Annotated in this window: 30 protein-coding genes; 11 read left to right on the forward strand and 19 right to left on the reverse strand. The window is 67.4% G+C overall.

Annotated features, from left to right (window positions below; translation table 11 throughout):
* The first annotated feature begins 23 nt into the window (after window positions 1–23).
* Both pgeF and OXR08_RS03410 read left to right on the forward strand, forming a co-directional pair.
* Window positions 24–788: a peptidoglycan editing factor PgeF gene (gene pgeF, locus OXR08_RS03405; protein ID WP_267347655.1), complete on the forward strand. Its 765-nt coding sequence runs from the start codon at window positions 24–26 to the stop codon at window positions 786–788.
* Between the two features lie 304 nt (window positions 789–1,092).
* Window positions 1,093–2,394 carry a cystathionine gamma-synthase family protein gene (locus OXR08_RS03410; RefSeq protein ID WP_267347657.1) on the forward strand — a complete coding sequence of 434 codons (1,302 nt, stop codon included), beginning with the start codon at window positions 1,093–1,095 and terminating at the stop codon, window positions 2,392–2,394.
* A gap of 100 nt (window positions 2,395–2,494) precedes the next feature.
* Here OXR08_RS03410 and rpoN read toward each other — a convergent pair whose 3' ends face one another.
* From rpoN to OXR08_RS03435, 5 genes are read right to left on the reverse strand one after another with little or no spacing between them, the layout of a single operon-like run.
* A complete protein-coding gene (gene rpoN, locus OXR08_RS03415; protein ID WP_267347659.1) occupies window positions 2,495–3,973 on the reverse strand; it encodes an RNA polymerase factor sigma-54 in 1,479 nt (492 codons plus the stop codon).
* A 45-nt stretch (window positions 3,974–4,018) separates the two neighbouring features.
* A complete protein-coding gene (lptB, locus tag OXR08_RS03420; protein WP_211368563.1) occupies window positions 4,019–4,816 on the reverse strand; it encodes an LPS export ABC transporter ATP-binding protein in 798 nt (265 codons plus the stop codon).
* 48 nt (window positions 4,817–4,864) lie between these two features.
* Window positions 4,865–5,428: an LptA/OstA family protein gene (locus OXR08_RS03425; protein ID WP_267347661.1), complete on the reverse strand. Its 564-nt coding sequence runs from the start codon at window positions 5,426–5,428 to the stop codon at window positions 4,865–4,867.
* A gap of 18 nt (window positions 5,429–5,446) precedes the next feature.
* Entirely contained in the window at window positions 5,447–6,073 is a 627-nt protein-coding gene (lptC, locus tag OXR08_RS03430) for an LPS export ABC transporter periplasmic protein LptC (protein WP_267347663.1), read from the reverse strand.
* A 14-nt stretch (window positions 6,074–6,087) separates the two neighbouring features.
* The gene (locus OXR08_RS03435) at window positions 6,088–6,708 is read right to left on the reverse strand and encodes a ribonuclease D (protein ID WP_112381643.1); all 621 of its coding nucleotides are present in this window, start codon (window positions 6,706–6,708) and stop codon (window positions 6,088–6,090) included.
* A gap of 311 nt (window positions 6,709–7,019) precedes the next feature.
* Here OXR08_RS03435 and OXR08_RS18605 point away from each other — a divergent pair, with 311 nt between their 5' ends.
* On the forward strand, window positions 7,020–7,691 hold the full coding sequence (locus tag OXR08_RS18605; protein ID WP_276589316.1) for a cold-shock protein: 672 nt from the start codon (window positions 7,020–7,022) through the stop codon (window positions 7,689–7,691).
* Between the two features lie 178 nt (window positions 7,692–7,869).
* Here OXR08_RS18605 and OXR08_RS03450 read toward each other — a convergent pair whose 3' ends face one another.
* Window positions 7,870–8,046 carry a hypothetical protein gene (locus tag OXR08_RS03450; protein WP_160146734.1) on the reverse strand — a complete coding sequence of 59 codons (177 nt, stop codon included), beginning with the start codon at window positions 8,044–8,046 and terminating at the stop codon, window positions 7,870–7,872.
* Window positions 8,047–8,177: 131 nt separating this feature from the next.
* Between OXR08_RS03450 and OXR08_RS03455 the strand changes: the two genes are divergently transcribed.
* Both OXR08_RS03455 and OXR08_RS03460 read left to right on the forward strand, forming a co-directional pair.
* A complete protein-coding gene (locus OXR08_RS03455; protein ID WP_267347666.1) occupies window positions 8,178–8,531 on the forward strand; it encodes a hypothetical protein in 354 nt (117 codons plus the stop codon).
* 368 nt (window positions 8,532–8,899) lie between these two features.
* The gene (locus tag OXR08_RS03460; protein ID WP_112381646.1) at window positions 8,900–9,382 is read left to right on the forward strand and encodes a MucR family transcriptional regulator; all 483 of its coding nucleotides are present in this window, start codon (window positions 8,900–8,902) and stop codon (window positions 9,380–9,382) included.
* A 109-nt stretch (window positions 9,383–9,491) separates the two neighbouring features.
* Here OXR08_RS03460 and OXR08_RS03465 read toward each other — a convergent pair whose 3' ends face one another.
* The 13 genes from OXR08_RS03465 to flgB all read right to left on the reverse strand — a co-directional run bounded on the left by OXR08_RS03465 (window position 9,492) and on the right by flgB (window position 20,204).
* Window positions 9,492–10,391, reverse strand: a complete 900-nt coding sequence (locus OXR08_RS03465; RefSeq protein WP_112381647.1) for a flagellar motor protein MotB — start codon at window positions 10,389–10,391, stop codon at window positions 9,492–9,494.
* Window positions 10,392–10,395: 4 nt separating this feature from the next.
* Entirely contained in the window at window positions 10,396–11,259 is an 864-nt protein-coding gene (gene motA, locus OXR08_RS03470) for a flagellar motor stator protein MotA (RefSeq protein ID WP_112381648.1), read from the reverse strand.
* Between the two features lie 154 nt (window positions 11,260–11,413).
* Window positions 11,414–12,316 (reverse strand): flagellin, encoded by a 903-nt coding sequence (locus OXR08_RS03475; RefSeq protein WP_267347671.1) that lies wholly within the window; start codon window positions 12,314–12,316, stop codon window positions 11,414–11,416.
* 11 nt (window positions 12,317–12,327) lie between these two features.
* Entirely contained in the window at window positions 12,328–13,671 is a 1,344-nt protein-coding gene (gene flgK, locus OXR08_RS03480) for a flagellar hook-associated protein FlgK (RefSeq protein WP_267347673.1), read from the reverse strand.
* Entirely contained in the window at window positions 13,668–13,991 is a 324-nt protein-coding gene (locus OXR08_RS03485; protein ID WP_112381822.1) for a rod-binding protein, read from the reverse strand. Before OXR08_RS03485 ends, flgK begins: the two co-directional genes overlap by 4 nt.
* A 5-nt stretch (window positions 13,992–13,996) precedes the next feature.
* On the reverse strand, window positions 13,997–15,091 hold the full coding sequence (locus OXR08_RS03490) for a flagellar basal body P-ring protein FlgI (RefSeq protein ID WP_112381651.1): 1,095 nt from the start codon (window positions 15,089–15,091) through the stop codon (window positions 13,997–13,999).
* Between the two features lie 14 nt (window positions 15,092–15,105).
* The gene (locus tag OXR08_RS03495; protein ID WP_267347675.1) at window positions 15,106–15,837 is read right to left on the reverse strand and encodes a flagellar basal body L-ring protein FlgH; all 732 of its coding nucleotides are present in this window, start codon (window positions 15,835–15,837) and stop codon (window positions 15,106–15,108) included.
* Window positions 15,838–15,839: 2 nt separating this feature from the next.
* Window positions 15,840–16,628, reverse strand: a complete 789-nt coding sequence (flgG, locus tag OXR08_RS03500; protein ID WP_112381653.1) for a flagellar basal-body rod protein FlgG — start codon at window positions 16,626–16,628, stop codon at window positions 15,840–15,842.
* 13 nt (window positions 16,629–16,641) lie between these two features.
* Complete coding sequence (flgF, locus tag OXR08_RS03505; RefSeq protein WP_267347678.1) at window positions 16,642–17,394, reverse strand: flagellar basal body rod protein FlgF; 753 nt, start codon at window positions 17,392–17,394, stop codon at window positions 16,642–16,644.
* Window positions 17,395–17,417: 23 nt separating this feature from the next.
* Window positions 17,418–18,668 (reverse strand): flagellar hook protein FlgE, encoded by a 1,251-nt coding sequence (locus OXR08_RS03510; protein ID WP_267347680.1) that lies wholly within the window; start codon window positions 18,666–18,668, stop codon window positions 17,418–17,420.
* Between the two features lie 34 nt (window positions 18,669–18,702).
* Window positions 18,703–19,401, reverse strand: a complete 699-nt coding sequence (locus OXR08_RS03515; RefSeq protein ID WP_267347682.1) for a flagellar hook assembly protein FlgD — start codon at window positions 19,399–19,401, stop codon at window positions 18,703–18,705.
* A gap of 2 nt (window positions 19,402–19,403) precedes the next feature.
* Complete coding sequence (flgC, locus tag OXR08_RS03520) at window positions 19,404–19,814, reverse strand: flagellar basal body rod protein FlgC (RefSeq protein WP_267347684.1); 411 nt, start codon at window positions 19,812–19,814, stop codon at window positions 19,404–19,406.
* A gap of 3 nt (window positions 19,815–19,817) precedes the next feature.
* A complete protein-coding gene (gene flgB / locus OXR08_RS03525; protein ID WP_267347686.1) occupies window positions 19,818–20,204 on the reverse strand; it encodes a flagellar basal body rod protein FlgB in 387 nt (128 codons plus the stop codon).
* Between the two features lie 309 nt (window positions 20,205–20,513).
* Here flgB and OXR08_RS03530 point away from each other — a divergent pair, with 309 nt between their 5' ends.
* The 6 genes from OXR08_RS03530 to OXR08_RS03555 all read left to right on the forward strand — a co-directional run bounded on the left by OXR08_RS03530 (window position 20,514) and on the right by OXR08_RS03555 (window position 23,868).
* A complete protein-coding gene (locus tag OXR08_RS03530) occupies window positions 20,514–21,179 on the forward strand; it encodes a MotA/TolQ/ExbB proton channel family protein (RefSeq protein WP_267347688.1) in 666 nt (221 codons plus the stop codon).
* Window positions 21,176–21,700 carry a hypothetical protein gene (locus OXR08_RS03535; RefSeq protein ID WP_267347690.1) on the forward strand — a complete coding sequence of 175 codons (525 nt, stop codon included), beginning with the start codon at window positions 21,176–21,178 and terminating at the stop codon, window positions 21,698–21,700. The genes OXR08_RS03530 and OXR08_RS03535 overlap by 4 nt, the downstream gene beginning before the upstream one ends.
* A complete protein-coding gene (locus tag OXR08_RS03540) occupies window positions 21,700–22,203 on the forward strand; it encodes a flagella basal body P-ring formation protein FlgA (protein ID WP_112381660.1) in 504 nt (167 codons plus the stop codon). Before OXR08_RS03535 ends, OXR08_RS03540 begins: the two co-directional genes overlap by 1 nt.
* A gap of 64 nt (window positions 22,204–22,267) precedes the next feature.
* A complete protein-coding gene (gene flgM / locus OXR08_RS03545; RefSeq protein WP_267347694.1) occupies window positions 22,268–22,564 on the forward strand; it encodes a flagellar biosynthesis anti-sigma factor FlgM in 297 nt (98 codons plus the stop codon).
* A complete protein-coding gene (locus OXR08_RS03550) occupies window positions 22,561–22,875 on the forward strand; it encodes a flagellar protein FlgN (RefSeq protein ID WP_112381662.1) in 315 nt (104 codons plus the stop codon). The genes flgM and OXR08_RS03550 overlap by 4 nt, the downstream gene beginning before the upstream one ends.
* A gap of 153 nt (window positions 22,876–23,028) precedes the next feature.
* Window positions 23,029–23,868: a lytic transglycosylase domain-containing protein gene (locus tag OXR08_RS03555; protein ID WP_149681319.1), complete on the forward strand. Its 840-nt coding sequence runs from the start codon at window positions 23,029–23,031 to the stop codon at window positions 23,866–23,868.
* Window positions 23,869–23,889 lie beyond the last annotated feature (21 nt).

Consider the following 23,889-nt stretch of genomic DNA (forward strand, 5'->3'; position numbering starts at 1 on the left):
GAAATAATGCCGGAACCCCAAACATGACCATAACCCCCCTAACCACCCCGCTCCTCACCCCTATCCCCCACGGCTTCCTCGGCCGAGCCGGCGGCGTCTCCACGGGCCTCCACAACGGCCTGAACGTCGGCCTCGGTTCGGAGGACGATCGCGACGCCGTGCAGGAAAACCGCACCCGCGCCCGCGACGCGGTCCTCCCCGGCGCCCGCCTCGTCACCCTCTACCAGATCCACTCCGCCGAGGCCGTCACCCTGCGCACCGCGCCCGAGGACGATGTCCGACCCGAAGGGGACGCCCTCGTCACCGACCGCCCCGGCCTCCTTCTCGGCATCCTCACCGCCGACTGCGCCCCCGTCCTCTTCGCCGATGCCCATGCGGGCGTCATCGGCGCCGCCCATGCCGGATGGAAGGGCGCGCTTGCCGGCGTGACCGACGCCACCCTCGCCGCGATGGAGGCGCTCGGCGCCGACCGTGCCCGCATCGTCGCCGCGATCGGCCCCTGCATCGCCCGCACCAGCTACGAGATCGACGCCGCCTTCCTGGCCCGCTTTACCGCCGCCGACCCCGCCAACGAGCGCTTCTTCCAGCCGGCGCGTGCCGACCACCACCGCTTCGATCTCGAAGCCTATGTCGCCCACCGCCTCGCCGCCGCCGGCATCACCCGCGTCGCCGCACTCGGCCAGGATACCTACGCGCAGGCCGACCGCTACTTCAGCTACCGCCGCGCCACCCACCGCGCCGAACCCTCCTACGGCCGCCAGATCAGCCTGATCGGCCTGCCCGACTAGAACCGGACACGATCGCGATCGTACGGGCCAAGCCCCCCGGCACGCGGCGCGGAAGGAGGCGCTGTCCTACACACCCCGTTTCCGCTATGTTCCGGTCATGGGTCAGGCTCGCTCCCTCCACCTTCTTCCAACCAGCACGATTGCAAAAAAGGTAAGTGGACACGCAAGGGGGGACGTAGTGTCCACTTCCGCGGGTGAACCGAGCAAGTGCCGCGAATCACGCCCTTTCCCTTCCCCCATCGCCGCCGCTCCCCTGCCCCCATCCCGCCCGACAGAGGCGGCCCCCTTCGCAGGAGACCAGCGCATGCCCGACGAATCCGATCTCACCGGCACGCCCCAGCCCAATGCGCCCAAGGCCGAGCCCCGTACGCTCGGCGCCCGCAAGCTGAAACCCGCCACGATGATGATGGGCCATGGCTATGACCCGACCCTGTCGGAAGGCTCGCTGAAACCGCCGATCTTTCTCACCTCGACCTTCGTCTTCCCCAACGCCGCCGCCGGCAAACGCCATTTCGAGGGCGTGACCGGCAAGCGGCCCGGCGGCGCGGAGGGTCTGGTCTATTCCCGCTTCAACGGCCCCAATCAGGAAATACTCGAGGATCGCCTCGCCATCTGGGAGGAGGCGGAGGACGCGCTGGCCTTTTCCAGCGGCATGGCCGCGATCGCCACGCTGTTCCTGTCGCTGGTCCAGCCCGGCGACACCATCGTTCATTCCGGCCCGCTCTATGCCGCCACCGAAACGCTGATCGGCCGCGTGCTCGGCCGTTTCGGGGTCAAGTGGCTCGACTTCCCCGCCGGCGCCACCCGTGAGGAGATAGAGGGCGTGCTGGAACGCGCCGGCGACGGCCGCATCGCGCTCATCTATCTGGAAAGCCCGGCGAACCCCACCAATGTGCTGGTCGATATCGAGGCGGTGGTCGCCGCCCGCGACGCCCGCTTCCCCGGCGAGAACCGGCCGCCGATCGCGATCGACAACACCTTTCTGGGGCCGCTCTGGCAACAGCCGCTGCGCCACGGCGCCGATCTCGTCGTCTACAGCCTCACCAAATATGCCGGCGGCCATTCCGATCTGGTCGCGGGCGGCGTGCTGGGGTCGAAGGCGCTGATCAACACCGTCCGCTCGATGCGCAACACGATCGGCACGATCTGCGACCCCAACACCGCCTGGATGCTGCTCCGCAGCCTGGAGACGCTGGAACTCCGCATGAGCCGCGCCGGCGAGAACGCCGCCAGGGTCTGCGCCTATCTGCGCGATCACCCGAAGGTGGAGCGGATGGGCTATCTCGGCTTCATCACCGACCCGCGCCAGCAGGATATCTACGACCGCCACTGCACCGGCGCCGGCTCCACCTTCTCGCTCTACCTGAAAGGCGGCGAGGCGGAGGCGTTCCGCTTCCTCGACGCGCTGCGCATCGCCAAGCTGGCGGTCAGCCTGGGCGGCACCGAGACGCTTGCCAGCCATCCGGCGGCGATGACGCACCTGTCCGTCCCCGACGAACGCAAGGCCGCGCTCGCCATCACCGACAATCTGGTGCGCATCTCGATCGGCGTGGAGGACGCCGACGACCTCATCGCCGACTTCGAACAGGCCCTGGCCGCGATCTAAAACACCCTCTCCCGTTTGGTGGAGAGGGAAGGGGCCCGCTGCCGCCAGGCAGTGGGAAGGGTGAGGGGGCGCCCAGCAGTGCTGCGCTGCTTGGCAACCCCTACCCCGCCAGCGCCCGGGCCCGCCGCCGCTGCACGGAACTGCCGATTCCCATGGCCTCCCGGTACTTGGCCACCGTGCGCCGCGCGATGTCGAAGCCCTTGGCCTGCAACAGCTCGACCAGCGTATCGTCCGACAGGATCTTGGCCCCCTCGCCCGCGATCAGCGCGCGGATCGCGCTCTTCACCGCCTCCGCCGATACCGCGTCGCCCCCGTCCGCCGCCTGAATCGCCGAGGTGAAGAAGTATTTCAGCTCGAACAGCCCGCGCGCACAGCTCAGATATTTGTTGCTCGTCACCCGGCTGACCGTCGATTCGTGCATCTCGATCGCCTCGGCCACCTTTGCCAGCGTCAGCGGCTTCAGATGCGCCACGCCGTGCAGGAAAAACGCCTCCTGCTGCTTCACGATCTCGGTCGCGACCCGGATGATCGTGCGCTGCCGCTGGTCCAGCGCCTTGATCAGCCAGTTGGCGCTCGCCAGGCAATCGTTCAGCCACGCCTTGGATGCCTTGTCCTGCGGCCCATGCGACAGCTCATGATAATAGCGCCGGTTGACCAGCACCCGCGGCAGGGTCGCGACGTTCAGCTCGATCCCCCAGCCATTTCTGGTGCGCGCGACGAACAGGTCGGGCACCACCGCCTGCATCGCCTCGCCGCCATAACGGCATCCCGGCTTGGGGTCGTAGCCGCGCAGCTCGCGGATCATGTCCGCCATGTCCTCGTCATCGACGCCGCAGATGCGCTTCAACCGGCCGAGATCACCGCGCGCCAGCAGGTCCAGATGATCCAGCAGCCGCGCCATGCACGGGTCGTAGCGGTCCGCCTCGCGCGCCTGGATCGCCAGGCATTCGCCCAGGTCGCGCGCGCCGACGCCGGTAGGGTCGAAGGTCTGGACGATGGCCAGCACCGCCTCCACCCGCTCGGCCTCCACGCCCAACCGCGCGGCGATCTCCGCGGTGGCCACGGTCAGATACCCCGCCTCGTCGATCTGGTCGATCAGGTGCGCCGCGATGAACGCATCCGCCCCGCCGACCGCCACCGCCGCCTGCGCCGCCAGATGCTCGCCCAGACTCACCTCGCCCTCGGACAGCGTATCCAGGTCGGGCGCCTCGGCCCCCATCGCCCCGCCGCCGCCACCGGTCAGGCCCAGGGCGCCGTCCAGCGCCGCCCCGCCGTCGCTCACGCTGTCCTGCTGATGGCTTTCGGTGGCATAGTCGAGGTCCAGCGCACGATCCTCCGCCGGAGCCGTGCCCGCCACCAGCTCGTCCGCCCCCGCCGGCGCATCGCGCTCGACCCGTTCGGGCCGCACCACCTCGTCGGTGGCGGGCGCCTCCAGCAACGGGTTGCGCTCCACCTCGTCGGCGATGAACGCCTCGATCTCCAGGTTGGACAGCGTCAGCAGCTTGATCGCCTGCTGCAACTGCGGCGTCATCACCAGCGACTGGCTTTGACGAATATCGAGGCGGGGCGCGAGGCTCATCCGCGCCGCCATGGCAGGGGAAGGACGCCGCCTGCCGCCATCGCGCTACAGCGAGAAGCCCTCGCCCAGATACAGCCGCCGCACATTGGCATCGGCGACCAGTTCGGCGGGCGATCCGGTAAACAGCACGCGCCCGTCGTAGATGATGTAGGCGCGGTCGACGATGTCCAGCGTTTCGCGGACATTATGGTCGGTGATCAGCACGCCGATGTCGCGGCGCTTCAGGTCCTTCACCAGATCGCGGATGTCGGCGATCGAGATCGGGTCGATGCCGGCGAATGGCTCGTCGAGCAGCATGATCGACGGATCGGCGGCCAGCGCGCGCGCAATCTCCGCTCGGCGCCGCTCGCCGCCCGACAATGCCATGGCGGGCGCAGCGCGCAGCCGGGTCAGCCCGAACTCCTCCAGCAGCCGGTCCAGCTTTTCCGCCCGCGCCTTCGGATCGGGTTCGGACAGCTCCAGCACCGTCAGGATGTTCTTTTCGATGGAAAGCCCGCGAAAGATGCTGGTTTCCTGCGGCAGATAGCCCAGCCCCAGCACCGCACGGCGATACATGGGCAGGCCGGTGATATCGTCGCCGTCCAGCATGATGCGCCCCGAATCGGGCTTCACCAGTCCCATCACCGAATAGAAGCAGGTCGTCTTGCCCGCCCCGTTCGGGCCCAGCAGACCGATCACCTCGCCGCGCCCGACCGACACCGAAACGTCGGTCAGCACCACGCGCTTGTCGTAGCTCTTGGCGATCGACACCACCTGCAGGCCGCGCGACACCGGCGGCTCGGCGATCGGCTCGGGCGTGGGCCGCGCCTGCTGGATCGTATCGGGAGCGTCTGTCTGGTCCATCACATCGCGTCCTTTACGACCGGCGGCGCACGCCTGCAAATTTGACGATCAGTTGCGGTCGGGCACCGAGAAGGTGCCGGTCACCCGGCCGTTCGTGCGCGTCGTGCCGTTCGGCGCCGCCGCACCGTTGTTACCGCCACCGGCCACCGCCGAACCGTCGATCACCGCGCGGCCGGTATCCATGTTGATCGTCAGCCGCCCGCCATTCACCGTATTCCCGCCCTGGGTCAGCGACACGCCGCCCAGCATGGTGATCACCCGGCGATTGAGATCGTAGATCGCATATTGGCTGCGCGCGGTCTGGTCCGGTCGGCGCACGACGACGCTGCCCGATGCATCCAGTCGCGACACCTGCGGATTACCCCCGATCACCTGGCCGGTATAGGCCACCGTCATCCGCGCCGCGTTCAGCGTCATCTCCGCCTGGCGCACCGATACGTTGCCGACCAGCACGGCGCGGTTCGCCTTGTCCTGCAACTCGATGTGATCCGCCCCGAAATCGATCGGTGCGCGGCTGTTGTGCCGCTGCTGCGCGACGGCGGGCCCCGCCAGCGCGACGGTCACCGTCAAAAGGGCGGGAGCCAGAAGAACGGATGCGAGGTGCGTCTGCATGGCGCGCTATCTCGGCTTTTACGGCACGATCCGCAAGCGTGCATTGCCGTCCAGCGTCACCGTTCTGTCCTCCAGGTTGGCGCGCAATTTGTTGGCGCTGAACGTGCCCTGCTTGGTCCGTCCCGTCACCGCGCTGCCGCTTTCCAGCGTGCGCTGGTGCAGGTCCACCGTCGCATCGCGCGTTTGCAGCGAATAGCCGCCCTCGGACTGCACGTTCAGCGGTCCGTCCAGCCGCACCTGCTCGGTGCGCATGTCATAGCGCCCGGTGTTCGCGCGAATGCTGGCGGGGCCGTCGCTCAGCCGGATTTCCGCTGCCAACTGACGCAGTTGCACCACCGGTTCGGCCGAACTGCGCTGCAACGCCGATCCCGCGGTCAGCTCGAACGGCTGCCCCTTCGTATCCTGCCCGCGATACTGCGCCGCCTGGATCTTCAAGCGCTCCTTCGCCACCTCGACCTTGTTCTTGTCCAGCACGAACGACACATCGCCCGACGAATAGACCGGCGCCATCACCAGAAATGCCGCCAGCACCCCGATCGACGCCGGCAACAGCCAGCGCGCGACCGCGATCACCCGGTCGTGCCGGCTGCCCGGCGCCGCCCAGATCTGACGCTGCGATCGTTCGCGCTCGGCGATGGCGGACATGGATGCGCGCTCCCTCAGGCGTGGGCGAAGATGTCGATCTCGGGCCAGCCGGCCAGGTCCAGTTCCGCACGCGCCGGCAGGAAGTCGAAGCACGCTTGTGCGATCTCCATCCGTCCTTCACGCACCAGCCGCCGGTCCAGTTCCGCCTTCAACCGGTGCAGGTAACGCACGTCGGAGGCGGCATATTCCTTTTGCGCCTCGGACAATTCGGGCGCCCCCCAATCGGACGATTGCTGTGCCTTGGACAGTTCCTGCCCCAGCAGTTCGCGCACCAGCTCCTTCAGCCCGTGCCGATCGGTATAGGTCCGCACCAGCCGCGAGGCGATCTTGGTGCAGTAAACCGGCCCGGCGACCACGCCCAGATAATGCCGGATCGCCGCGATATCGAACCGCCCGAAATGATACAGCTTCAGCCGGTCGGGGTCGGACAACAGCGCGCGCAGGTTGGGCGCGGCATAGTCGCTACCCGGTCCGAAGCGCACCAGATGCTCGTCCGCGCCGCCGTCGGACAGTTGCACCACGCACAACCGGTCGCGCGGCGTGATCAGGCCCATCGTCTCGGTATCCACCGCAATGGCGGCGCCGGGTGCGAACAGGTCGGCGGGGATGTCTTCTTCGTGCAGGTGAACGGTCATGCATTCTGCCCTAGCGCCGCGACGGCGCCGGCTCAATGCCGCTCTGTACCTCCACGACCGACAGCAATCGGTGCGTTGCAATCGAAAATTTAGGAAAAACATCAATGCACATTGTGCCGTGAGAGCAACAAAGCATCGTTTATTCAGCGAAATGACAGGAACGCGCACGAATTTATTCGCGAGACGTGGCGTTGTGCGCTATGGCTGGAGATAAGGCGCAAAAGATTCGGCGCCGAAAAACCGCGCTATCGTCCGGCGCTCGGTTTTTCAGGATTGGATTTGCGGGCGAACCGGGAAGACGAATAGGGCTTATGAGTTTCGACAAAGGCAGCCGCGGGCATCGTGGCGGACGTGGGCGTGACAAGCGCGACAGCTTCGGCGGCGGCGGCGACGATTTCGGCGGCGGCTTCGGCGGCGGTCGCGGCATGCCTCCCCAGGTTGTCGGCGAAGGCACCGGCGTCGTAAAGTTCTTCAACGGCCAGAAGGGCTTCGGCTTCGTCGTTCGCGATGACGGCGGCGAGGACGTGTTTGTGCACATCTCAGCAGTCGAACAGGCCGGCCTGACCGGTCTGGCCGAAGGTCAGCCGCTGGGCTTCACGCTTGTCGATCGCGGCGGCCGCATCTCGGCCACCGAGCTGAAGATCGAGGGCGAGCCGATGCCGGTGCAGGATCGCGCGCCGCGCGAACCCCGCGAGCCGCGCGAAGGTGGCTTCGGTGCGCCTCGCGGCGGTGCCGGTGGCGCCGGTGGACCGCAGCGTCAGCTGACCGGTGAGAAGGCGACGGGCACCGTCAAGTTCTTCAACGCGATGAAGGGCTTCGGCTTCATTCAGCGCGATGACGGCCAGCCCGATGCCTTTGTGCACATCTCGGCGGTCGAGCGTGCGGGAATGAGCTCGCTCAACGAGGGCGATCGCCTGTCGTTCGAGATCGAGGTTGATCGCCGCGGCAAGTACGCAGCGGTGAATTTGCAGCAGTCTTCCTAAGCTCAGACTCCTGACGATCAGGCCCGGCTCCGTCACCGACGGGGCCGGGCTTTTTCGTTCCCGGTTGATGCGCGTGGTGGCGTGCACGCATGACGATGCGGGACGCCACCCCCCGGCCCCGCGAGCACCGCCCGCAGGGCCACACACCCTATGTCGTTTCTGCCCGGCCCCTCCGGCGTCAGCCCAAGCCGCGCGTCTGCGACGGCGGCGCGCGTTGCTCGCCCGCCGGTTCGGCCACACGCATGCTGAACACCGCGACCAGTATCAGCGCGAGGATCGCGCCGATGCCGAGACCGATCGCCAATCTGCGACTGGCGCGATTGCCCGTCTTGCTGCCTTTTTCCACCATCATCATCCTCTCGGGTCGATAAATTCCGCAAAACCAACGCTTTGAATGACGGATCGGTGCCGGCGGCGCCGCCCGCCCCTCCGCTTGCGCATCGCCTGTGGTGTCTTACATAATCGACACACCAACGGAGCATCGTCATGGGCAAGAAGAAGAACCGGAAGCGGAAAGCAGCCGAGGCGGCACGGCAGACCGAAACAGGCGGCGGCACCCCACTCACGGCTCTGCAAAGCCTTGGCAGCGCCTTGCTCGATCAGCTTCGCAGTCCCCTTGGTCGCCAGGTGATCGCCGCCGCCCTGATCGCCGCTGCCGGCGCCATCAGTCGCGCCGGGCCGGCCGCATCTTCGGGCTCCGAATCCTCAACCGGGGATGACGAAAAACGCGATATGCCGGAACCTCCGGCGCCGCCGCCCTTTCCTCCCGAAATGACCAAGATCGCAGGCGTCGCCCTGAATGCGTTCGACAACTGGCTGGCGCACAAGACGCGCAGTTGAGCCTATGCTTCGCGATGATGACATCATGGCCCGGCGGGATGCCGACCGACGTAGGTCCATCAGGTGATCCTGATCAACTGATATCGGGGCGATCCGGATCATCGCCGCAAGCGCAGGGATTGAAGAAGGTTTCAGCGATACTGATACGGATCAGCTTTTGGCAAGCTCGGTCAGATGATCCACAGCATTGGCTCCGGCCACCTGCCCGATCATCGGACTTGCAATATCATGGCAAGGCCAGTTTCACCGTCCGACTAGCTACCCATTTCTGAGCAAATTGCCGTTTTTCGAGCCGATCTCCTATTTGCCCGGTTGACGCCACCCGATGGCACGCTACGTCACGGCCAGATCAATCCAAGGAGCGTGTCATGGCCGACGACTCAATCGACGTTAATGCTGTTGAGCTTGCAACCGAACTGACCATCGCTTGGCTCGGCAATCCCAATACTCGCACGTCGGCCGAGGAAGTTCCCTCGTTTCTTGGCAAGATGCACGAGACGGTGCAATCGCTGCTCGGTGGTACTGCGGAGCCGCAGCCGGAGGAAGCACCCAGCGACCACACGCCCGCGGTTTCGGTGCGCAAGTCCTTGGCGTCCAAGGATCACATCATCTCGATGATCGACGGCAAGCCGTACAAGACCTTGCGCCGTCACCTCGCCACCCATGGCCTGACGCCGGCCGAGTATCGCGATCGCTACGGCCTGAAGCCGGACTATCCGATGGTTGCCGAGAACTACTCGGAATCGCGCCGGGCCATGGCCAAGAAGATCGGCCTGGGTCGCAAGCCCGGCGGCAAGACCGAGGCGCCTGCCCGCAAGCGCAAGGGTGCCGAGGCCGACGCCGAGGCCTGATCGCTGCCGCGACCAGCTTTGCGTGACGAAAAAAGCCCGCCCGGTCTCCCACCGGGCGGGCTTTTTCACGCCTGCCGATCGCTGCCCGATGCTGCGATCGGCGGTCCGGTCAGCGCCCGAAACTGCCCTTGCGGTACAGCAGGGTGATCGCCACGCGGCGGTTGCGCGGGTCGCCGGGATTGGCGGTGATGATCGGCTCGCGGTCCGCGACGCCCTCGATCCGTTCGAATCGTGCCTCGGGGATACCGCCGGCGAACAGGCGCCGCCGCGTCGCCTCTGCCCGGCCCGACGACAGCATCCAGTTGTTCATCGCGCGCGGATCGCCGTAAGGCAGGCTGTCGGTATGCCCGCGGATCATGATCGTGTTGGGCACCCCCTTGGTCGCGTCGGCGATCGCCCCGATCAGCGCCGATGCCTCGGGCTGCAACGTCGTGGTGCCCAGCGCGAACATCGAATAATCGGCATTGTCGACCAGATCGATGCGCAGGCCCTGCTGCGTGGGCACGAACCGCACCTGCTTGGCCAGCTTCTCCATGGCCTTGCTGCGCTCCATCGTCTGCGCCACCTGGAAGCGCACGCGCTTGAACGCCTCGCGATCCTCCTGCGCCACCGCTTCGGGATTGCGCAGCGAACCCTTCTCGCCGGTGCCGTATAGCGGGCCGCCATTGCTGGCCTGGCCCGGCGTGATCACCTGCTGGATATGGCTGATCGAGGGTGGCGGCCGGCCTGCGCCCGCACCGCCGCCGCCGTTCATCACCCCGCCGCCGACGCCCAGCGACTTGGTGTCGAGCAGCGTCGGCGCGAAATAATCGGCAATGCCCTTGCGCTGCTTCTCGGTGGTCGCACCGAGCAGCCAGAGCAGCAGGAAGAACGCCATCATCGCGGTCACGAAATCGGCATAGGCGACCTTCCACGCACCGCCATGATGGCCGCCATGGCCATCGGCGATGATCTTCTTGACGATGATGATCTTGGGCGGCTCGTTCTTGCCGTGGGGGGCTCTGGCCATGGGATCAGCGGCCCCGCAGGCCGTCGAACACCTCGGCAAAGCCCGGCTGGTTCTTGTGGGCGATGCCGGAGCGTGCCGCCTCGATCACCAACGGCTGCGGATGGCCGTGCAGCGATGCGATGATGATCTGCTTGACGACGTGATAGATCGCCGCGTCCGCATCGATGATCTGCTTCAGCCGCCCGGCGAGCGGATTGACGATGCCGTACGCCAGCAACACGCCCATGAAGGTGCCGACCAGCGCCGAACCGATCATCGCGCCCAGCACCGATGGCGGCTTGTCGATCGAACCCATCGTCTTCACGATGCCCAGCACCGCCGCGACGATGCCCAGCGCGGGCAACGCGTCCGCCAGGCTCTGCAGCGTGGTGTGCGGTCCCTCCACCTCGTGGTGATGGGTCTTGATCGAGTTGTCCATCACCTCCTCCACCGCATGCACGTCGAGCGTGCCCGAGGAGACGACGACGAGGCGCAGCGTGTCGGCGATCAGGTTGGTCAGCGTATGGTCGGAGAGCAGGCGCGGATATTCGGCAAAGACGCTGGAGGACTTGGGGTCCTCGACATGCGGCTCCAGCGCGATCGGCCCTTCGGTGCGGAGCATCTTCATCAGCTTGGAGACGAGGAAGATGACGTCCAGATAATCCTGCTTCTTGTACTTCGGCCCCTTGAACACCTTGCCCAAGCCGCCGCCAACCGCCTTCAGCTCCTTGCCCGAATTGCCGATGACCAGCGCACCCACCGCGGCGCCGCCGATAATGAGCATTTCGTGCGGGATGGCGTGGAAGACGGGGCCGAGCGAGCCGCCGGTGATGGCAAAACCGCCGAACACCATGGCGAACAGAATGACGAGGCCGATTGCCGGAAACATGGTGGCGGTTTTCCCCAGAGTCGGCCGCTGCGGCCGTTCACCCTGACGGTTAACCGCATTTGGTAGCTATCCGGTTACCAAGGACATTTTTGGGGAACCCGCCGAAAACCGCGGCTTAAGGCGCCGCCACCCCCACCCGGGGGGCGCGCGCCGACTACTTCAGGTAATCGAACAGCGACAGGCCCGACAATTTGGTGAAGCTGGCCTGGGTCGCCTGCAACACGGTCATGATCTGCTGCATCTCGGTGATCGCGCTGGTGATGTCGACATCCTCGATGTCGGAGCGCAGCGAGGCACGGTCGTTCGCCGCGGTCGTCTGCAACGCCTGCTGCATCTCGATTCGCGTCGCACGTACGCCCAGCGACGCCTGCACGGTCGCGATCTGCTCGTTGCCGGTCTTCAGCTTGTCGAGCGCCTCGCCCACCGCGCCCGTCACGTTGCCGCCGTCCCGCAACGCGGCGGTCAGCTTGGCGAGGACGGCCAGCGTGTTCGTGCCGGTGACCGGATCGCCGATCTGGAACACACGCTTGGCGCTCTCGGTCGCCTGGATCGTCTGGCCATCGGCGATCGGAATTTCCGACACCACGGTCGGCGGAAAGGTATAGCCCGCCGCGCCCTTCTCCACCGCCGCCATTCCCGCTGCCGTGCCGAACAGCGGCTGGCCGCGGGCATCGTTCGAATTGGCGAGCGTCACCAGCGTGCCGAGCACCGAGTCGAGCTCTTCGGCGATCGTCTTGCGGTTGGCGTCGGTCAGCGTGCCGTTGCCCGCCTTGGTCGTCAGTTCGATGGCGCGCTGTACCTGCGTCGCCATCGACGACAGCGCGCTGTCCGCCTGCCCGATCAGCGATCCGGCCAGCGACAGGTTGGTCTTGTACACGCCGTCCGCGGCATCCTGCCGGTCGAACTGCGCGATCTTCTGCGTGGCGACCGCGTCGTCGGTCGGGCTCAGCACGCGCTTGCCGGTCGCGATCTGCGTCTGGAGCGTCGTCGCGCGGTCCGACAGCGCGTTCATCCGCGATGACGCCTGGCTGTAGAAGAGGTTTGAGGAGATCTGCATCGCGCGCCCGATCAGTTGATGCCCAGGATGGACTGGAAGGTGTCGCGCGCGGCCTGGATCACGCGGCTGGATGCGGAATAGGCCTGCTGGAACCGCATCAGCTCCACCGCCTCATTGTCCAGGCTGACGCCCGTCGCCGTGGACAGGGCGGTATTGGCCCCGCCCAGGATCGCGGTCTGCGCATCGGCGATCGTCGCCTTCTGCCGCGCCACGGTTGCATTGTTGGTGATCAGGCCGGTGACCTGCGATTCCCAGCCCTTGCCGATCCGCAGATTCTGCAACGCGGTCAGGTTCGATGCGTCGCGCGCGCCACCGGTGCCACGCGACGCCGCGATCAGATTGCCGTCGCCCGTGGTCAGGCTGATCTCGGTCGGCTTGGTGCCGACGGCGAACAAGGCGCGACCAGGATTGCCCTTGGCATCTACCCCTTCCGTCTGGTTGCCGTTTACGCCTTTGACGAAATCGGTGACGATCGCGGCGAAATCGGCCTCGGCGGTCGCCACCCGCGTCGCGCTGTCCAATATGCCCGCGGTCTTGCCACCGGTCGGCGTGATGTTGCCGACCTGCCCGTTGATCGCCAGCGCGAACGTCGCGCCGTTCTTTTCATTGGGATTATAGCTGACCGATCCGACCTGATCGAGCGTGACGAACGGTGTGCCCGGCGCATTGCCCAGCGTCACCGTGGCGCGGCCCATCTGGTCCACCTTCACACCGATATCGGTCAGCTCGCTCATCTGCGACAGGATGGTGTCGCGCTGATCGGCCAGCTGCGCCGATGCCGCCGTTCCCGTCGCGGTGCGCTGGAGCCCGTCATTCACCCGCGCCAGCGACTGGGCGAGCGAGGTCAGGTCGCGCGCTGCCGCATGCCCGCTATCGTCCAGATCGGCGCGCGCCTGGGCAAAGGCCTGTCCGGTGGCGGTGATCGCGGCCGCGGCGGTGCCGGCGGTTTCCAGCATCGTCGCGCGCAGGGCGTTCGATGCCGGTTCGGCCGACAGGCTGCGGGCCGATTCGAAGAATGCGGTGATGCGTGCGCTCACCTCGGACCCGGTCATCGTCGATTCGATGCGGTCCAGCCAGGTGCCGGTGGTCTTGGTCGCGGCCAGCTCGGTGGTCGCCCCGCGCACCGCGGCGCTGGCATAGACATCGGTGGCGCGCACGATGCCCGACACCATCACGCCGCCGCCCGCGCTCGACTTGGAGGCGGTGACCCCGGTGGCGATGCCGACTTCCCTCAGCCCCACCGTGCGGCGCGCATAGCCCGACACCCCCGAGTTGGCGATATTCTCGCCAACCGCGGTGAGCGCGGTCTGATACGCGCGGACGCCGGTCGCGCCGATGGAGAGCAGGTCGCTCATGACGCCGGGTTAGGCGAACTCTGGTTAAGATCCGGTTGCGATTTGGCGAGGAAGGCGGTCACCGCCTTGCCGATGCCGATCGGCGCCGCGGTCGCCATGGTCTGCGCGACCTGCGTGTCCTGCATGTCGCGAAACGTATCCAGCGCCTTTGATTCGAACAGCGTGTCGCCCAGCTTGGTCTGGCGCATCGCCTTCAGCATCATGCCGGTGAACACCGCCTCGAACTGTTCGCCCGCCTTGTCCAGATTGTTCTTGGACGACAGCCGCCGGGTATCGCTGGAGATGCCGCCGGTGGCCGTAGTCGCTGCGGGGGGAAGCATCACGCTCACAGGACGATCAGCTCCGCCTTCAGGCTGCCGGCTTCCTTCAGCGCCTCCAGGATCGCGACCAGGTCGGCCGGGCTGGCGCCGATCGCGTTCACCGCCTTTACCACATCGGCCAGCTTGGGACCGGGATTGATGAGGAACATCGGCTTCTTCTCCTCGTCGATCGCCACGCCCGATCGCTGCTCGACCGCGGTCTGGCCCTGACTGAACGGCGCCGGCTGGCTGATCCGCTGGTTCTCGTCGATCCGCACCGTCAGCTTGCCATGCGTCACCGCCGCCGGCCCGACCCGGACCGCGCTATTGATAACGACCGTTCCGGTGCGAGCATTAACAATAACTTTCGCGGACGGCTCGGCCGAGTTGACGTCGAGATTCTCGATCTCGCTCATCAGCGCGGTGCGCACCTGCGCGCCAGCGGGTGCGCGCACCGCCACCGACACCGCATCGATCGCCTGCGCCACGCCGCCGCCCAGTCGCTGGTTGATCGCCGAGGCGACGTTCTGCGCGGTGGTGAAATCGGCACGCGCCAGGTTGAAGGTCAGCGTCGGCGCGGTGTCGAACCCGGTCGCCACGGCACGCTCGACGGTCGCACCCTCGGGGATGCGGCCCGTGGAGGGCACGTTGACGACGATCTTCGATCCGTCCGCGCCTTCCGCGCCCAGCCCGCCGACCGCCAGATTGCCCTGCGCCATCGCATAGATCTGCCCGTCCGCACCCAGCAGCGGGGTCAGGATCAGGCTGCCGCCGCGCAGCGACTTCGCCTTGCCCATGGAGGCGACGGTGATGTCCAGCCGCTGCCCCGGCTTGGCGAAGGGCGGCAACTCGGCCGTGACCATCACCACCGCCGCGTTTTTCATCCCCGGGTTCATGTTGGGCGGCAGTTGCAGGCCGAAGCGCGAGGCGACGGCCTTCAGGCTCTGCACCGTATATTCCAGATTGTCGTCGCCCGTGCCCGGCAGGCCGACGACGACGCCGTAGCCGGTCAGCTGGTTGGAACGGATGCCCTGGAACCCGCCCAGATCCTTGACGCGGTCCGCATGGGCGGGCGCGGCGACCAGAAGCGCGGCAAGACAGGCAAGCAGCATGCGGATCATGGAATGGATGGTCCTCAGAACGGGCTGATGGTCTGGAAGAAGCGGCTCAGCCAGCCCTGGCGGCTGGCGCGGGCGACATCGCCCTTGCCGGTATAGGCGATCTGCGCATCGGCGACGCGGGTAGAGGGCACGCGGTTGTCCAGCCCGACATCGGCGGTGCGCACGATCCCCTTGATCTGGATGAACTCGTCACCGCGGTTCAGCGTGACGCGCTTCTGCCCCTGCACCAGCATCGTGCCGTTGGCGAAGACCTCCGCCACGGTCACGCTGATCTCGCCCGACAGCGAGTTGGACTGACCCGTCGCACCCGCGCCGTCGAAATTGCGCCGGCCGCTGGTGCCGATATCGGTCGGGTTGAACAGCGACAGCGGACCCGTAGCGGGCGGGGTGATGCCGAAGCCGCCGGTCGAGTCGAGCTTGGAGCTTGCCGACTTGGACGCCGCGGTCCGCTCGACCAGCACGATGGTCAGCGGATCGCCGACGCGCCGCGCGCGCCAGCCTTCATGCAATGCGCCGTAACCGTCGGCGACCTGGAAGATCGATCCCGTCGGCTGCGCCGGGGGCAGCGGCTGCACCGCAACCGGCGGATGCGCGGCGGAGAAATCCTCTTTCGGCGCCTTCTTGCCGAAGATGCCGGCATCGGCGGGCACGGGGGCGAAGGCGGCGATGACCATGGCGCCGGCGGCGGCCGCCAGCGCGCATTCGATCCAATAGCCGAAACGGGGGGTGGGGATACGTGACGCCATGATCAGAGATTCTGGTTCGCGTATTTCAGCATCTCGTCGGTCGCCGAGATCATCTTGGAATTCACCTCATAGGCGCGCTGCGTCTCGATCATGTCGACCAGTTCCTCGACGACGTTGACGTTGGAGCCCTCCAGCATGCCCTGGCGGACATTGCCGCGGCCGTCCTGGCCCGCGACACCCAGATTGGCCGCGCCGCTCGCCGCGGTTTCCAGCATGTAGTTGTCGCCCTTGGACTGGAGCCCGGCGGAGTTGGGGAAGCTGGCGACCTGGATCTGGCCCAGTTCGGTCGGCTGCGTCTGGCCTGCGACACTCGCGGAGACGGTGCCGTCGGTGCCGATCGTGATGTTGGTCGCGCCCTCGGGCACGGTGATGCCCGGCATCACCTGATAGCCCTCGGCCGTGACCAGCAGCCCCTCGGCCGAGCGCGAGAAATTGCCCGCGCGGGTGTAGCCGAGCTGCCCGCCCGGCAACTGCACCTGGAAATATCCGTCGCCGTCCAGCGCCAGGTCGAGCGAATTGCCCGTGGTGTTCATCGAACCCTGGTTCTCGATCCGCGCAGTGCCCTGGATGCGCACGCCGGTGCCGAGGTTCAGGCCGGTCGCGTAGCGGCTCTCGGTGGAGCTCGCCGCGCCCGGCGCGGTGACGACCTGATAGGCCAGCGTCTCGAACGCCGCCCGGTCCTTCTTGAACCCGGTGGTGTTCACGTTGGCGAGGTTGTTCGAAATGACGCGCATGCGCATGTCCTGGGCGTCGAGCCCGGTGCGCGCGATATGCATGGCGGCGGAAGACATCGGTCCCTAATCCTCAGCTGGGCATGCGCAGGAGCTGCGCGCTGCTTTCGTCCATCGACTTGGCCTCTTTCATCAGGTTGGCCTGCACCTCGTAGCTGCGCTGGTTCTCGATCATGTCGACCAGCGCCTGCGTCAGATTGACGTTGGAGCCCTCGAGCGCCCCCGCCTGGACGGTGGCGTCCATGTCCGCGGGCAGCGCGCCTCCGCCTTTTACCCGCAGAAGGTTATCGAGTCCCTTCACCGTGTTCGATCCGGTGGTGGAGGCGAGCTTCAGCCGGTCGATGATCTGCGGCTGGCCGGTGGCATCGCCCTGCGCCATGATCGAGATCGATCCGTCGGGCGCGATGGTCAGCGAATCGTACGGCGGCAGCGTGATCGGCCCGCTCTGGCCCATCACCGGAAAGCCGTCGCCGGTCTGCAGCACGCCGGTCGGTGCCACCGTCAGGTCACCGCGCCGCGTATAGGCTTCCGATCCGTCGGCCGCCTGCACCGCCAGCCACGCCGCCGTGCCGTTCACCGCCACGTCCAGCGCGCGGCCCGTCGACTGCACCGCCCCTGCGGCCCGGTCTGCATCCGTCACTTCCTCCGACGCCGGCATCCGCGCCTCGAACTGCGTGCCGTCCCCCTTCAACTCGATCCGGTCGAACACGACCCGATCGGCCCGGAAGCCCGTGGTGGAGGCGTTCGCCATGTTGTTGGCGATCGCCGCCTGCGCCGACATGTGCGCGCGCAGGCCCGTCGCCGCGGTATAGACCAGCTTGTCCACCGGGGGCTCCCGTCAGTCGCCGCTTATGCGCGGATGTTGAAGATGGTCTGCGAGATCTGGCTGGCGGTATCCAGCGCCTTGGCATTCGCCTGGAAATTGCGCTGCGCCGCGATCAGGCCGACCAGTTCCTCGGTGATGTCGACGTTGGATCCCTCCAGCGTGCTCGACATGACCGCGCCGTTGCTCGACGTGTTGGCCTCGCCCAGCTTCACCTTGCCCGACTGGCCGGTCGCCGACCAGTAGCTGTTGCCGTCCTGGCGCAGCCCTTCGGGGTTGTTGAAGTTGGCGACCGCCACCTTGCCCAGCGCCTGGGTGTCGCCGTTCGAGAAGCTGGCGGTGATCAGGCCGTACTTGTCCACCGACACGCCCGACAGCGTACCCGGCGCCACGCCGTCCTGGCTGCGCCCGTCGACCGAGAAGACCGACGAGATCTCGGTGGAGCCGGTATAGTCCAGCGTGAACGACTGCTGCGTCGCCTGACCCTTCGGCAAAAAGGCGTCGAACTCGACCGGCTTTTGCGGCGCGGTCATCGTGCCCGACGCATCAAAGGTCATCGTCTGCGGGCTGGTCCCGCCGGAGCGCAGCGGCTGCTCGCCGACGAAGCTGTACACCGACCAGCTCGTCGTGGTGGAATTTGCCGGCATCTCGTTGCGGACATAATAGTTGACCACCGACTGTGCGTTACCCGCCGCGTCGTAGATCGTGGTGGTGGTCGAGTTGTTGTAGGTCGTCGCGTTGGTGCGGTTGAACGGCCCCTTCGGGACGGTCGCGGACGAAGACAGGTTCACGTCCAGCGTAACCTTGCCCGTCGCCACCGGTGCGCCGCTCGTTTCGGGCAGCTTCAGGCCGATCAAGCCGTCGGTGCCGGTCGCCGTCACATTGCCGTTCTGGTCGACCGGATAGACCTGCAGGTTGCTTCCCTGCGCGTCGGTCACCATGCCGTTCGTGTCCACCTGGAACGCGCCGTTGCGGGTGTAGGACAGGTTGCCGCCATTGTTGACCGCGAAGAAGCCGTCGCCCGAGATGGCGAGGTCCAGCGCGGAGGCGGTGCTGTTGTAATTGCCTTCCTTGAAGTTCTGGCGGTTCTGCTGGACCACGGTGCCCGACCCGACCTGCTTGGTGGGATCGGTCGACAGGCTGGACGCCATCACGTCCGAAAAGGTCGCCTTGCTCTTCTTGAAGCCGTTGGTCGCCGAATTGGCGATGTTGTGCGAGATGACCGACATGTCGGTCTGCGAAGCCTTGAGGCCGCTGAGCGAAGTGTAGAAGGACATGGACGGATTCCTGTTCTGGAAATGGGAAAGGGGATCAGCCGACCGAGCGGACGGCGCTGAGTGCGACCTGGCCCAGCCCGGTCACCGACAAGACGGGGGTGCCGCCCGATGGCAGCGACACGGATTCGACCGGCGCCCAGACCAGCGGCTTGGCGCTCACCGCCACGCCGTTGTTCAGCGCCGACAGCGTCACCTTGTACGGCCCGGCGCCGGCGGTCTGGCCGTCATCGGTGATGCCGTCCCAGTCGAAGGTGGAGGTGCCCGCCGGCTTGTTGGCCATGGTCAGCGTCTTCAGCACCGCGCCGTTCTTGTCGGCGATCGTCACGGTCACGTCGCTGGCCGCCGCGCCCAGTTCGACGGCACCGGCAATGCCGCCGCCGGTGCGCGGGAATGCGGTGCCGCCCTCGGTCAGCACGGTCTTGCCGACATAGCTCAGCGCGTCGCTGGTCGTCGTGCCGTTCAGCTTCGTCATGATCGACGACAGCGTCTTGTTCATCTCCGAAATGCCGGCGACGCTGGAGAACTGCGCCATCTGCGCGACCATCTGGGTGTTGTCGACCGGGCTGAACGGGTCCTGGTTCTTCAGCTGCGTGGTCATCAGCTTCAGGAAGTCGGACTGGTCCATCGTCGACTTGTTCTTGGTCGCGGTGGTCGCGCTCGTGCCCGTGGTGCCGCCGGACCGGGCGATGCCCAGTTGCGACAGGGTGGAATCGAAGGTGGTGGATGCGGCCATGATCAGCGACCCAGCTTGAGGGTGTCGACGATCAGCGACTTGGCGGTCTGCATCACCTCGACATTGTTCTGGTAGGTGCGCGCGGTCTCCATCATGTCGACCAGCTCGCGCGTTTCATCCACGGCCGCCTCGAAGATGTTGCCGTCCTTGTCCGCCATGGGATTGTCCGGGTCATAGCGCTTGGTCGGCGCCTCCCCGGCGGTGACGACCTTTTCCACGTCGACGGTGGACATGCCGCTGGCGGCGTCGAAGCTGGTGCGGAACACCGGCTTCATCGTCTTGTACGCGGCGGCCTCCGATCCGGCGATGCCGCCGGCATTGGCCAGGTTCGATGCGGTCGTGTTCATCCGCACCAGCTCTGCCGACATCGCACGGCCGGCGACCTGGAAGATGGAGAGCGGCTGGCCCGACATGGCTTATTCCCCCTTCAGCGCGCGGGTGATGGTGGAGATGCGGCCGTTCAGGAACGACAGCGTCGACTGGTACTGCACCGCATTCTCGGCGAACGCGGTCTGCTCCTCGTTCAGCTCGACCGTGTTTCCGTCGAACGAGGTCTGGGTCGGCACGCGGTAGCCGATCGCCCCCGAAAGGTCGGCGCCGGTGTTCCCCGCCTCGACCGCCTTCAGCGCGGCGCCGAAATCCAGGTCGCGCGCCTTGAAACCGGGCGTGGAGGCATTGGCGATATTGGATGCCAGCAGGCCCATGCGCTGCGAACGGACCTCCAGCGCGGCCCCATGCACCCCGAATAGCGATTCACTGGCCACCGGCCGGTTTCTCCTGGCGCCCCATTGCGCACGCGCCATCCAAAGCAATGGCCGTGCCAATTGCCCGTTCCGGCCGGAATCGCTTCTCCGGCCCCATATCGGCGGCAAAACCGGCAACCCTTTGCCGCCACCCGGCAACCCCCTTGCCGCCTCTACCCCTCTCCCCGCCGGGGAGAGGGAGGGGCCCGCCGCGAAGCGGTGGGAGGGTGAGGGGCTGCCCCAAACGTCAGCACTGCTTGGCAACCCCTCACCCTCCCCACGGCTGCGCCGCGGGTCCCCTCCCTCTCCCCGGAGGCGAGGGAAACACGCCCCACCCCAAACTGGCCCAACCCTTGCAGATACCCGCGCATGACCGCGTTCCCGCCCCTGGACCAGTTCCTCGATCCCGTCGCGCTCGCCATCGTCGCGGGCGGTACGATGCTCGCCACCTTGCTGCGCCATCCGCTCGCCGATATCGGCCGCGCGCTGGCGGCGCTGCGCACGCTGCCCCGCCGCCGCTTCGACGGCGACGCGCTGCTCGGCCAGCTCGCCGCGCTCGACCGGATCGCCCGGCGCCAGGGCGTGGTCGCGCTCGACCGCACCGTGGTCGCCGATGCCGATCTGGCGGACGCGGTCACCGCGATCGTCGATGGCCAGCCGCCCGCCGCGATCGTCGAGGGGCTGAACCGCGCCCAGAGCTTGCGGATCGAGCGCCACGTCGCCGCCGCCGATGTCTGGGCCGGCATGGCGGAGGCGGCGCCCGCCATGGGGCTGATCGGCACGCTCATCGGCCTCGCCTCGATGTTCGCCACGCTGCGCGATCCCGCCGCGATCGGCAGCGCGATGGCGATTGCCCTCCTCGCCACCTTGTACGGCGCGCTGTTCGGCAACCTATTCGCCCTGCCCATCGCCCACCGCCTGCGCACCAATGCCCGCACCGAAGCCACCGAACGCGCCCGCCTCGAAGCGCCGCTCGCCGCGCTTGCCGCGCGCGAGGCGCCGCGCCGCGCGGTGACGCTGGCCAGCGTCGCATGATCGCCTTTCCCGAACCGCGCCCGAACCGCCCGATCTGGCTGGTCACGCTTGCCGATCTCGCGCTGCTGCTCGTCGGCTGCTTCGCGCTGATCGAGGCGACCCGGCATCAGGATCGCGCCGCGCTCGTTGCCGGGCTTCGCCAGGGCTTTGGCGGCGCCCCTGAAATTCCCCGTGCCACCCCGCGGGAACCGCCGATGCCGCTGGCCGCCGCAATGGTGAGTTTCCCCACCGGATCGGCCCGTCCCGATGGCGCATCCGGCGACCTCCTCGCCTGGGCGCGCAGCGCCGCCGCCGACCCGCGCGTCATGCTTACCGTCACCGGTTCGGTCGACGGCAGCGCCGCCGATGTCGACCCCGCCACCGGCAGCCGCGCCGTGCTCGCCGCCGACCGCGCCCGCGCCGTCGCCGCGCTGATCGCGCCGGCCGCCCCCCGCCTTTCCATCGCCATCGCCGATGCGCCCGGACGGCGCACCGCCATGGTCACGCTCGCCTTTGCCGGCGAACCTGTCCGGAGACCCTGATGATCCTGCTTTCCCTGCTCGCCGCCGTCGCCTTTCAGGATACGGCCGGCCTGGACCGCGCGGTTGCCGCCTTCACCGGCCACGCCGTTGGAGAGGTGGGGGGCGCGCGTACCGCGGTCGATCCGCGCCTGCGCCTCGCGCAATGTCCCACCGTCGCCATTTCGTGGCGCACGCCCGCGCAGGATGCGGTAGTGATCGCCTGTGCCGGACCGGACTGGCGCATCTTCGTGCCCGTGAACCGTCCCGCCGCCGCGGTGGCCGCGCCCGCCGCGCTGCGCCCGGCCATGGCACCCGCGACCACCAGGGAGCCGCCGGTCATCCGCCGCGGCGACCCCGTGATGATCGAGGCGGGATCGAACGGCTTCTCCATCTCGCGCGAAGGCGTCGCGATGGGCGATGCGGCCCCCGGCGCCCGCTTCATGGTGCGGATCGACACCGCAAAGCAGCCGGTCCAGGTGGTCGCCCTCGCCGCCGGTCACGCGACCCTGGCCGGTTACGAATAAATCCTAAAGGTTCGTCACTCCCGGTCGTTTCTCCCTATGCAAAGGAGACCTCAACGGGGGTGACATGGTGGACGCAGTAAGCTCAAGGCCGATATCGGGAGATGCGAAGATCATTCGCGTCGGCACGGTTGCGGCCACCGCGCCCGCCACCCAGGCGGCAAATGCCGGCGCGACCCGCAAGGGCGGCGCCGACACCGCGGCCCTGAGCGGCCTCGCCGCCGACCTCGCCAAGTCTCCCCCGGTCGATACCGACCGCGTGGCCACGATCAAGCGGGCCATCGAAAAGGGTGAATTCCCGATCCTGCCGGCGACCATCGCCGACCAGATGATCGCCCTGAAGCTGAACTGGAACGGCCAGTGACACGACGCGACGCGCTGATCCGGGTGATCGAGGCGCTTCATCAGGAAATCGCCGCGCTGCGCGCCAACGACGTCGCGGGGCTGGAACGCGCCACCCAGACGAAGCTGGTCGCGATCGAGGAACTGTCGGCGCTGGGCACCGGCCCGGCTGGTCCCGATCTGCGCGAGCTGGCCGACGAGGCCGATCGCCTGAACGAGACGTGCCGGATCTACGTCAACCTGATGGCCGCCAATGTCCGCCGCCGCCTCCAGACCCTGACCGGCCAGTTTGGCAATTCCTACGCCGCGCAAGGAATGCGCGCCTACGCCTGACCGGCAGCACGGCAATCCCGGCCGGCAACACCGGCAACCCCTTGCCGCCTATCTCCTCGCCCTCGCCCCTCCGGGGAGAGGGAAGTCCACAAACCCAACTTGGCACGCCCCTTGCTAGATCCCCGCTGACAACAGGGGCTTCTCGCATCCGGCATGACCGTTCAACCCGTTTCCACGTCCAAGGTCCAATCGGCGATCGCGCTGGCATCCAGCCGCACGGGCGTCGATTTCGACTATCTGCTGGGGCAGGCGAAGCTCGAATCCGGGCTCAACGCCAGCGCGCGCGCGGGCACCTCGTCGGCGACCGGCCTCTACCAGTTCCTTGAACAAAGCTGGCTGGCCGTGGTGAAGAAGCACGGCTCCGAACACGGCCTCGGCTGGGCCGCCGATGCGATCGGCCAGTCGGGCGGGCGCTTCACCGTCGCGCCCGGCGCACGCCAGGCGATCCTGAACCTGCGCACCGACCCCACCGCCTCCTCGTTGATGGCCGCCGAGTTCGCCTCGGACAACAAGGACGCACTGGAAGCGTCGCTGAACCGTCCGGCCAACAGCACCGACCTCTACATGGCCCATTTCCTGGGCCTCGGCGGCGCCACCAAGTTCCTGAAGACGATGGCCACCAGCCCGCAGGCGAGCGGTGCCGCGCTGTTCCCCGCCGCCGCGCGCGCGAACCGCGGCATCTTCTACGCCTCGAACGGTCAGCCGCGCACCGTGGCGCAGATCTACGACCGCTTCGCCGACAAGCTGGCCGCGGCCGGCGCCGACACGCAGGCGACCCGCGCCGCCAACCTCCAGTTCGCCGCGCAGGCGCTGTCGATGGGGGACGCCACCGTCGTCACCGGCAACAACGAAAGCGCCACCGACGCGATGAACTGGGCGAACCAGGCGATGACGAAGCTGGGCGCGGGCAAGACGGCAGGCGACAGCGTTCTGCGCCCCAGCCCCGATCATGCCCGCCTCGCCTATATGATGCTCGCACGGATGGGGGGCTGAGGCCGTGAACAAGCTGCTCTC

Source organism: Sphingomonas sp. GM_Shp_2, assembly GCF_026540875.1.
In the GTDB taxonomy this organism is placed as follows: domain Bacteria; phylum Pseudomonadota; class Alphaproteobacteria; order Sphingomonadales; family Sphingomonadaceae; genus Sphingomonas; species Sphingomonas carotinifaciens.